Raw genomic sequence first — 10,527 nt, 5'->3', positions numbered from 1 at the left:
CTCTTAGAAACAAATGTACAAAGAGTAAGAACATGACAAAAGTTATCGAACGTCACCTATGGGAAGAGTTTAGAGAATATGCCGATGAGATCCGTCATACTATGGAATGGAAAGAAATTTATCCACAGAGAAAAGAAACCATTGAACGAGTATTTGCGGACTGTAAAGAAAACAATGGACTACGATTCACAAGGTTAAAAGGCTTGAAGAAAAACCAACAGAATGCTTGGTTGATTTTTGCGTGCCATAATCTGAAGAAAATGTCCCTTTGGAGAGGAAAATATAGAAGAAAGCCATCAAAAAATTCAATATATCCTTCAAAATATACAAAAAAAGACAATTTCATTTCGAAAATTGCCTATATACAATAAAAAGCCTATGTCCTTACAAAAAGGTATAGGCTTTTGTCAACAATCTGAGACTTCGTCTATCTAAGACGAAATCTAACACTATTCCGCGGTACCACTTAGTTTGCAACTACATTGTTGCCACTTAGAACTTCTTAACGCGAAGGACGAATCATTTTACTTATAATTTCAAATGATTAGCTCACAAGTGATAGCTCTAAGGACCGTCGTTATCATTTCACCAAATTTGATACTCTCTTAATCCGGGCTTGCTTAAAGTCGTGCCTTGCTCATTGCTTTGAATATTTGTGGTTGTATAATATACCATCTTGAAAAACATGTCAATAAAAAATGTAACAAAATGAAAAATAACATTTTCACAATTTACATTAATTACAATTGTCATTTGTTTATTAACATGTGAACGTTTGTGCTATAATATAAAAATGTTGTTGGAGGGAACAGATGATTTATATAACTGGAGACATTCATAGAGAACAAGATATTCATAAAATCAATCCTAGAGAATTTACAGTTGGCAATTCTTTAACAGAAAATGATTATGTTATTATATGCGGAGATTTTGGTTGCGTTTGGGATGGAAGTACAGGGGATAACTTCTGGTTAAAATGGTTAGATTCACTTCCTTGGAAAACTTTATTTATTGATGGGAATCATGAAAATTTTGATGTTCTTAATACGTATCCTTTAGAAGAGTATAAAGGTGGTAAAGTACATCGTATTCGCTCGAAAGTATTTCATTTGATGCGCGGTGAGGTTTTCAATATTGATGGTTATAAATTTTTTACTATGGGTGGAGGATTTTCCCACGATGTCAATTATCGTACAGAACATAAAAATTGGTGGAAAGATGAAATTTGTACGATTGAAGAAGCGAAACATGCTTTTGCAACATTAGAAAAAAATAATTGGGAAGTTGATTATATTTTATCGCACGATACATATTCATCGCATCCATTGGCTCATAAATATGAAACGGATATGAGTTTATATGGAGATGATTATTATGATTTGCACGATTGTTTAGAAACAGTTGAGAAGAAAACAGATTACAAAATGTGGTTTAGTGGACATTATCATGATGATATGATTCATTATTCGGATTCCAATAAGCCATGTTTGACTTTATTTGATAAAGTTTTATTACTAGATAATATAGATGAAGAAATTAAAAGCCTGACTAAAATTTAGTCAGGCCGTTTTTTAAAGGATGTCCTGAAGATTTTCTTCAATTGTATTTTTTAATGTATCGAATGAATGATCAAATCTTTGTTGATCATTTTCATTTAAGTGTAAACGAATCACTTGTTCTACACCATTTGAACCAACAACGCTTGGTGTTCCAATAAAGTAGCCTTCTTTACCATATTCACCATTTTGATATGCACTAACTGGTAAGATAGCACGTTCATTATTTAAGATACAAGATACGATACGTTTTAATGCCAAACCAATTCCATAGTAAGTAGCGCGTTTTAATTCGATGATTTTATAAGCTTTATCACGAACGTCAATATAGATTTCTTGAAGTTCACTTAAAGAAATATCATTTTCATCTAAGTATTCAAGTAAGTTTTTACATCCAATATATGAATGAATCCAAGGAACGAAACTAGAATCTCCATGTTCACCCATAATATATGCATGGATATTACTGTCTGCAAATCCTAATCTTTCGCTTAATGCGCGACGTAGACGAGCTGTATCTAGTACAGTACCTGATCCAATAACGTGGTTTTTAGGTAATCCACTTTCTTTCCATGCAACATATGTCATGATGTCTACTGGGTTGTTGGCAACAACTAAGATACCATTGAAATTATTTTCTTTTAAGGCTTTACATACACCTTTTGTGATGCTTGCGTTGATTTTAACTAAATCCAAACGAGTTTGACCTGGCTTTTGAGCAGCACCAGCTGTTAAGACAACAATGTTAGTATCAGCTGCATCTGCATATGTTCCAGCAGAGATTTTCATTTTCGTATCTGCATATACTAGACCATCGTTAAGGTCCATTTGTTCACCTTTTGCCTTGTCTTCATTGACATCGACTAAAACAAGTTCATCAATTCCTTTTTCTGAAAGCATTGAATAGGCAAAACTCATGCCGACAAACCCAGTACCAACAAGCATGATTTTTCTTTTTTTGATTTTTTCAGACATAAACTTCATTCTCCTTCTTATATGTACACAATTATTATATGTTAGTTTCAACTAAAAAGCCAGTGTATAACTGGCTTAATTAGTTTGGGTTTGGGCTTGTAGAGTAATTTCGACTGTAATCTTCTTAGAATCTCTTTCAACGACCATTTTAACGGTATCTCCAATTTTATGCTTTTTTAGAACATTTTTTACATCACTTGTTGATTGGATTTGTTCACCATCAAAACTAAGAATACGATCATTTTGTTTTAGTCCTGCTTTATCAGCTGCTCCATTTTTAACAATTTGTACGATGTAGCAGCCATCTTCGTATTTTGAATATTGACCTTGATTTTTTGAAGTATAGTCATATAAACTAACATTTAATGCAGGTCTTGAAGTGACACTTCCATTTTCCATAAGCTCTGTGATAATGTCTTGAGCAGGTGTGATTGGAATCGCAAAACCCAATCCTTCAATTCCGGTTGAACTTTCCTTTGCGTTAACAATTCCAATTAGATTACCGTCAGCATTGAACAATCCTCCGCCAGAGTTTCCTGGATTGATGGCAGCATCTGTTTGTAGAAGTGTCATAGTTTCATCATCAATTGTGATTTGTCTGTCTGTTGCAGAAATAATTCCCGTTGTAACTGTACCACCAAGTTCTCCTAATGGATTTCCAATGGCAATGGCAGGATCTCCAACTTGTAAAATATCACTATCACCAAGTGTTGCAGCCTGTAGGTTGTTCGCATCCACTTTAATAACGGCTAAATCTGTCTGTGAATCTTTACCAACAACACTCGCATCATATTCTGTGCCATCTGTAGTTGTCACTTTTAAACTTGTTGCTCCACTTACTACATGGTTATTCGTAACGATATATCCATCTTTACTGATGATGACTCCACTGCCGGCACCTTGTGAAACGTATTGTCCAAAAATGGAATTTCCACTTGAAACAGATTCAGTTGTGATTTCGACAACACTATCTTTACACTTTTCTACGATGTCAGAAACATCCGATACTTGAACGGTTCCAGAATTGGATTTATTAGTTTGTTGCTGAATAGTGACATTGGCATTATTAGATAGATGGCTTCCGGCATAGCCAGCACCAAATCCAACTATACCCGATAATAGGATTATACCTACAGTGGTTATAATTTTATTTCGAACAGGGACAAATGTTTTGGGCCTAAATTCATGTGGTGTTTGCATGTTGATTCCTCCTTTTGCATGCTATATTCTGTAGTATACACCAAATTAAACAAAATACATGCATCAAATACGCTATTTTGTCTATACAAATTTTGTATTATTTCTATTCAGTGATATAATAACGTTATAGAAAGCATGTTTAAGGGAGGTTCCGTATGCCAACAAAAACAACAAAAAAAGTTACAAATAAAAAAGTAGTTGATAAAAAAGAAGAAGTTAAAGCAGTAAAACCTGTTGAAGAAAAAAAAGTGGAAACTAAACCTGTTGCAGAAAAGAAGGCTCCAGCAAAAAAAGAAGAAGCTAAGCCTGCAGAAGAAAAGAAAGCACCTGCTAAAAAAGTAGCTGCAGAAAAGAAGGCTCCAGCAAAAAAAGTAGAAGCTAAGCCTGCAGAAGAAAAGAAAGCACCAGCTAAAAAAGTAGCTGCAGAAAAGAAGGCTCCAGCAAAAAAAGAAGAAGCTAAACCTGCAGAAGAAAAGAAAGCACCTGCTAAAAAAGTAGCTGCAGAAAAGAAGGCTCCAGCAAAAAAAGAAGAAACTAAGCCTGCAGAAGAAAAGAAAGCACCTGCTAAAAAAGCAACAGCAAAAAAGAAGGCTCCAGCAAAAAAAGAAGAAGCTAAACCAGCAGAAGAAAAGAAAGCAACTGTAGAAAAGAAGACTCCAGCTAAAAAAGCAGCTGCTAAACCAGCTACAGCAAAAAAAGCTTCTACTAAAAAGAAAACTACAACTAAAAAGGCTACAACTAAGAAAATGACTAAAGAAGAACAATATGCTAGGTTATCATTAGATACATGCTTAGATTTAGCAAAAGCTATGTCAATGGATGTAACCCGTGATTCAATTATTCAACAATTGATTTTAAATCCGGACGTAAAATCTGTTTCAGAAAATCTAGTAAACAAATATCAATTGACGGGTAAGTTTAACTTTGAAGAAGATGGTTATGATGAGGGATTAGTAGAAGTACTTGTATCAAAAGTATTTGAGACAGCTGATATCAAACCTCAGAAACCTGAAGATTTGCAAGCAGATGTTACACATGCATTGAATTATAAATATACAGATGTTGTTGCGGATGGAGAAGAATATAAAGATCAATTTGATACAATGCGTAAAGTATTGATGATTGCACAACACAAAGATATTCATGATTCTAAGAAATTAGAAGAAGAAGTTGGCGTTGATGTAGAAAAGTTTGTTGAAGAATTCATGGACCTAGCTTACAGTGTTTTGAAAACATGGAAATATGAAGATGTAGATTACTATGAACACTTTATTTACGCAGTATTATCACAATTAGAAGACTTACATAACAAGTACAGTAATCGTATTATGATGGATGTAGCTGATCTATATATCTTACATGGTGATTATGGATTAGGTGATGCAGATTATGCTTATATTTTAAGAGAAAATCAAATCAAAGATTATATCTATTATCGTTATGCTTCAATTTATGAAGGCGTTGATAAAGACAAGGCAAAACAAATCGCAAACCAAGCTTTACAGTTTGTAGATGATCGTTTTACATATTATCCAAATATTATTGCAGTTTTAGAAGGTTAAGTTGGATTCTACTTGATTTTTAAAGGTGTTTTGCATATGATATAGTTTGCGAATACTTTTAATCAAGGAGGATACAATGGCAGCTTCAAAAATTCCTGTGTGGATTAAACAATGCCTTGATCAATATGGTAACTGTGCATGTGGACGTGCAATTACTAAAAAAATTGGTAAGGATAATCTTTTGCAAATTCTTGAAAACGAAGGATATCCATGTGAATTGGAAATCTTGAGTGATCAAAAAGACAAAAGTGCATATCCAAAAGATGGAACATATATTTTAACATTAAAAAATCGCCAACCATTATTGGCTGACGAAGATGAAGACGATGAATAACCATCGTCTTTTCTTTTTTTATAAATTTTTAATAATTTCATCTGTGAATTGTTCAGTTGTTGCATTGCCACCAAGATCTGGTGTTAATACACTATTTTCTTCGAACACCTTATTTAAAGCTTTACGGATTTTACTAGAAACCACATCTTGATGTAAATCATCTAACATCATACAAGCTGATAATAATAAAGCACTTGGATTGGCAATGTGTTTACCAGCAATATCTGGAGCACTACCGTGTACAGCTTCATACATCGCATATTCATCACCTTTATTGCAGCTAGGAAGTAATCCTAAACCGCCAATTAATCCACTCGTTAAATCGGAAACGATATCTCCATAAAGATTTGGCATGACTAGCACATCAAATTGTTCGGGATGCATAACCAACTGCATACAAGTGTTATCTACAATCAAAGAATTGGCTTCAATTTGAGGATAATCCTTGGCAATATCTTCAAAAATATGAAGGAATAAACCATCACTCATTTTTAAGATGTTAGCTTTATGTACACAAGTTAATTTTTTGCGATTATGTTTTACACAATATTCAAAAGCAGCCTTGATAATTCTTGTGCTCACTTTTTTTGTGATGATTTTATATGCATATACTGTATTCTCATCAATCTGTTCTTCTTTTCCTACATATAGATCTTCCGTGTTTTCTCTAAAAGTTACAATATCTACATTTTCAAAACGAGTAGGAATACAAGGATTCGATTTAGCTGGACGAATATTTGCCCACAAGTCATATTTGTTTCTCAAAGTGACATTCAATGAACGAAAACCTTTACCAACTGGCGTTGTGATAGGAGACTTCAATAGAATTTTATTCTTTTCGTAAGATTCAAGTGCTTTTTCTGGAATATATTCTTTTGTTTCTTCATATACCTTTGCACCTACGTTAAAGAATTCATATTCTAAATCTGCCCCTGCAGCATTTAATACTTTGATTACCGCATCCGTAATTTCAGGACCAATCCCGTCCCCTTTAAAAACTGTTATTGTAGTCATTCGTTTCCCTCCATTTCTCCTACATATACATTGGCAGGTCGTATTAATTTTCGGTTTGATTGACGATTCTCCAAATGATGGCTGACCCATCCGGCTGTACGACTGATTGCGAATAGTGGTGTAAATAAGTCGTTTTCAATCCCCAGCAATGAATAAACATAGCCGGAATAATAATCAACATTGGCACATACATCGATGCCTTTTCTTTCTTTCATGACTTCAACGGCAACTTTTTCAAATGTATGGATACAATTGTAGATATCTTCTTGTCCTTTTGATTTTGCGAGCATTTCACATTGTTGCTGAATCAATAATGCACGAGGATCACTCTTCGTATAAATCGCATGTCCAATTCCATAAATTAATCCACTATGATCAAAGAAGTCTTTATCTAACAAACGATTCGCAATCTTTTTTAGTGTTAATTTATCCGTTGTAAATCCGACCTCATGGAAGATAGCTTTAAACATATTGGTAACTTTACAGTTGGCACCCCCATGCTTAGGTCCTTTTAAAGAACCAATGGCAGCCGAAATACAAGAATAGATATCTGTTCCTGTACTCGATATTACGACATTGGCAAAGGTTGAGTTGTTTCCACCACCATGATCGGCATGAACCATTAATAAAATGTCCAAGATTCTTGCCTCTTCTAAAGTATATTGATCATTCCCTCTAGCCATACATAAGATATTTTCAGCTAGGCTTTTGTCGGGATAAGGATAGGATTTAAAGACTTTGTTGCGGGCATAGGAAAATGTGAAAAGTGGAATACTCGCTAGAATGTTTAATCCTTTCATCATTCGTTCTTCCAAGTCATCTGTATCAGCACTTGGATCTTTTGCGTATAACTTCAACACTTCAATTTGAAGTGCATTTAGTATGTTTGGTGTTTCATACTGTAAGTCTACAGGCCCCATTTTAAAGTTCAATAAATAATCTTTAAATTCTTGTAACTGTTCTTCTGTCGGTAATGTGCCAAAAATCAAAAGGAATGCGACTTCTTCAAATCCAAAAACATGATCTTTAGGTTGTTTATCAACTAAATAATTGATGGGATATCCCCTGTAAATTAGTTGTCCATCAATGTTGTATTTCTTTTCGTGAACAAATTTATATCCAATAACATCACAAATCTTAGTCAGACCCACCTTAACTCCCGTGCCATTATCATTTCTAAGACCAGCTTTTACACGATATCTAGAGTATAAGGAAGAATCGATATAATTGAGTTCTTCATTAGCTTGATAGATTTCTTTTAGTGTCTTCACTTCCTGAAACCTCCTTTCATATGTTTCATATTATAACATAAACTTTCATTTTGTTACATTTTTTGTTATAATTCCAAACGGAGGATATTGTCTATGCAAAATTTAACGTATAAGATTCTAGAAAAACATTTATTAAAAGGGAAATTAGAAGCGGGGCAACCTATTGAAATCAAAATGGATCAGACTCTAACACAAGATGCCACAGGAACTATGGCTTATATGCAGTTTGAAGCTATGGGCGTTAAAAAAGTAAAAACAGAATTATCTGTCAGCTATGTGGATCACAATACATTACAGAATGGATTTATGAATGCAGATGACCATGCTTATCTTCAAAGTGTAGCTAGTAAATATGGGATTTATTTTTCAAAACCCGGAAATGGGATTTGTCACCAAGTTCATCTAGAACGTTTTGCTAAACCAGGAAAGACATTGATTGGTTCCGATTCACACACACCAACATCTTCCGCTATGGGATGTATCGCCATTGGTGCTGGAGGATTGGATGTTGCCAAAGCTATGGCAGGAATTGGTTACCGTTTAACATGCCCTAAAGTAGTCGAAGTAAAATTAACGGGTACTTTAGCACATGGTGTTTCCAGTAAAGATATTATTTTAAAATTGTTGGAATTATTAAGTGTAAAAGGCGGAGTTGGAAAAGTATTTGAGTATTCCGGAGAAGGCGTTAAAAACTTAAGTGTCTACCAAAGAGCTACCATTACAAATATGGGAGCAGAACTTGGTGCAACTACGTCAATTTTTCCAAGTGATGAAGTAACTCGTGAATTTTTGAAGCGCCAACAAAGAGAATCAGACTACATTGCTTTAAGTGCAGACGAAGGTTGTCATTATGATGAAACAGTTGAAATCAATCTTGATGAACTTACTCCATTAGCGGCATGTCCAAATTCACCAGATGCTATAAAAAATGTGTCTGAATTAGCCGGAATGAAAGTGGACCAAGTTGCGATTGGATCATGCACTAATTCAGGTTATGAAGATTTAATGAAAGCCGCAGCCATTTTAAAAGGGAAAAAGATTGCTCATAATGTAAGTCTAGTGGTTTCACCAGGATCTAGACAAGTTTTAATGAAATTAATTGAAAACGGAACACTTGCGACATTTGTATCTTGTGGAGCAAGAATTCTAGAATGTACATGTGGACCATGTATTGGTATGGGACAAAGTCCAAAGAGTGATGCCGTAAGTTTACGTACCTTTAACCGTAACTTTTATGGTCGAAGCGGCACATTAAGTGCAGGTATTTATTTAGTATCACCAGAAGTAGCTGCAGCCAGTGCAATTACAGGAGTCATCACAGATCCAACCACTTTGGAATATGCGGATGAATTTGAAAAAGAACAAAGCTATATCGATGATTCATTGATTTATGCTCCAAGTAAGGATCCAGAAAATATAGAAATTGTTCGTGGACCCAATATTAAACCACTACCAGTAAATACGCCAATGGATTCAACAATTGATAAAAAAGTTGTAATTAAATTACCAGACAATATCACAACCGATCACATTGCTCCAGCAGGAGCTAAGGTTTTACCGTATCGTTCAAATATCGAAAAGTTATCCACATTTGTATTTGAAAATAATAAACCTCATTTTGATGAAGTATGTAAAGAAAATAATGGTGGAATCATTGTAGCTGGAGAAAACTATGGACAAGGATCAAGTAGAGAACATGCAGCACTTGCACCTATGTATTTAGGCATTAAAGCTGTGTTGACAAAATCATTTGCCCGTATTCACTTGGCTAATTTAGTCAATTTTGGCTTGTTGCCACTGATATTTACAGATAAATCAGACTACGATAAAATCGATGAAATGGATGAATTAAAGATAGAAAATGTAAACTCATTATATGATTCATTAGATTTGATCGTTGAAAATGTGACAAAGAATGAAACATACAAAGTACATGCACCAATCAGTCAAGAAGATATTGATATTCTTATGGCGGGTGGCGCATTAAACTACATTCGTAATCAACAATAGGGACGTTTTATCAAACGTTCCTTTTTCTTGTGATATAATAATGAGGAAATTAGGTGAGAAAATGAAAGAAAAACAGGAACAAATTGTGATGCGTATTTCTTTTTGGTCCGGTGTTGTATTTGCACTTGCAGAACTTATCATGGCAATCTTTTCTAAATCGCAATCTGTATTGGCAGATACAGTCTATGATTCAACTGAACTTGTCGTGATTGGTTTAACGATTTATATTATTCCTTTATTTTATAAGCCAGTTACGGAAAAACATCCCTTTGGCTATGCACAACTTGAAAGTATTTTGATTCTTTTAAAAGGATTCATGTTTATTGCGGTTATGATGGTTCTGATCATGAATAATGTTCAAATCATGTTGAATGGTGGTAATGAAATTGACCACATGCAGGTATCTTTGTTTGAAACGATATTAACATGCTTTTCTGCACTGATTTTATTGATTTTAATGCGAATTAATAAAAAAGTAGGCTTAACTAGCAATTTGGTGACTTTGCTATAATTCTTCTTTTTATCACTTACACGAATAACCACTCGTTTTTCAAATCCTTTAAGCGAGTGATTTTATAGATGTTTTTCAATCTAAGTAGTACGTA

At 34.2% G+C, this 10,527-nt stretch carries 10 protein-coding genes and 1 other annotated feature; of the genes, 6 read left to right on the top strand and 4 right to left on the bottom strand.

Going from position 1 to position 10,527, the window contains the following annotated elements; genetic code table 11:
- Together FYJ55_RS09355 and FYJ55_RS09350 are read left to right on the top strand one after the other, a co-directional pair.
- A partial coding sequence (locus FYJ55_RS09355) for a transposase (RefSeq protein ID WP_195836714.1) occupies nt 1–371 on the top strand: 371 nt, incomplete at its 5' end.
- Between the two features lie 58 nt (nt 372–429).
- Nucleotides 430–650, bottom strand: a binding site (T-box leader).
- 162 nt (nt 651–812) lie between these two features.
- A complete protein-coding gene (locus FYJ55_RS09350) occupies nt 813–1,559 on the top strand; it encodes a metallophosphoesterase family protein (RefSeq protein ID WP_154556599.1) in 747 nt (248 codons plus the stop codon).
- Nucleotides 1,560–1,571: 12 nt separating this feature from the next.
- Here FYJ55_RS09350 and FYJ55_RS09345 read toward each other — a convergent pair whose 3' ends face one another.
- Both FYJ55_RS09345 and FYJ55_RS09340 read right to left on the bottom strand, forming a co-directional pair.
- Complete coding sequence (locus FYJ55_RS09345) at nt 1,572–2,531, bottom strand: L-lactate dehydrogenase (protein WP_154556598.1); 960 nt, start codon at nt 2,529–2,531, stop codon at nt 1,572–1,574.
- Nucleotides 2,532–2,606: 75 nt separating this feature from the next.
- Nucleotides 2,607–3,731, bottom strand: coding sequence for a S1C family serine protease (locus FYJ55_RS09340; protein ID WP_154556597.1), 1,125 nt, complete (start codon nt 3,729–3,731; stop codon nt 2,607–2,609).
- A 155-nt stretch (nt 3,732–3,886) separates the two neighbouring features.
- Between FYJ55_RS09340 and FYJ55_RS09335 the strand changes: the two genes are divergently transcribed.
- Together FYJ55_RS09335 and FYJ55_RS09330 are read left to right on the top strand one after the other, a co-directional pair.
- Entirely contained in the window at nt 3,887–5,293 is a 1,407-nt protein-coding gene (locus FYJ55_RS09335; RefSeq protein WP_154556596.1) for a neurofilament protein, read from the top strand.
- A 76-nt stretch (nt 5,294–5,369) separates the two neighbouring features.
- A complete protein-coding gene (locus FYJ55_RS09330; RefSeq protein ID WP_117924004.1) occupies nt 5,370–5,627 on the top strand; it encodes a hypothetical protein in 258 nt (85 codons plus the stop codon).
- Between the two features lie 18 nt (nt 5,628–5,645).
- Here the strand turns inward: FYJ55_RS09330 and FYJ55_RS09325 are convergent, their stop codons facing one another.
- Complete coding sequence (locus FYJ55_RS09325) at nt 5,646–6,641, bottom strand: isocitrate/isopropylmalate dehydrogenase family protein (protein ID WP_154556595.1); 996 nt, start codon at nt 6,639–6,641, stop codon at nt 5,646–5,648.
- Nucleotides 6,638–7,912, bottom strand: a complete 1,275-nt coding sequence (locus FYJ55_RS09320; RefSeq protein ID WP_270498956.1) for a citrate synthase — start codon at nt 7,910–7,912, stop codon at nt 6,638–6,640. The genes FYJ55_RS09325 and FYJ55_RS09320 overlap by 4 nt, the downstream gene beginning before the upstream one ends.
- Before the next feature lie 93 nt (nt 7,913–8,005).
- Between FYJ55_RS09320 and FYJ55_RS09315 the strand changes: the two genes are divergently transcribed.
- Together FYJ55_RS09315 and FYJ55_RS09310 are read left to right on the top strand one after the other, a co-directional pair.
- Nucleotides 8,006–9,922, top strand: a complete 1,917-nt coding sequence (locus FYJ55_RS09315; RefSeq protein ID WP_154556594.1) for an aconitate hydratase — start codon at nt 8,006–8,008, stop codon at nt 9,920–9,922.
- 61 nt (nt 9,923–9,983) lie between these two features.
- On the top strand, nt 9,984–10,433 hold the full coding sequence (locus FYJ55_RS09310; protein WP_195836713.1) for a cation transporter: 450 nt from the start codon (nt 9,984–9,986) through the stop codon (nt 10,431–10,433).
- Nucleotides 10,434–10,527 lie beyond the last annotated feature (94 nt).

It is taken from the genome of Holdemanella porci, assembly GCF_009696075.1.
Taxonomy (GTDB): Bacteria; Bacillota_I; Bacilli_A; order Erysipelotrichales; family Erysipelotrichaceae; genus Holdemanella; species Holdemanella porci.
This window is presented reverse-complemented; position numbering and strand designations above follow the sequence as displayed.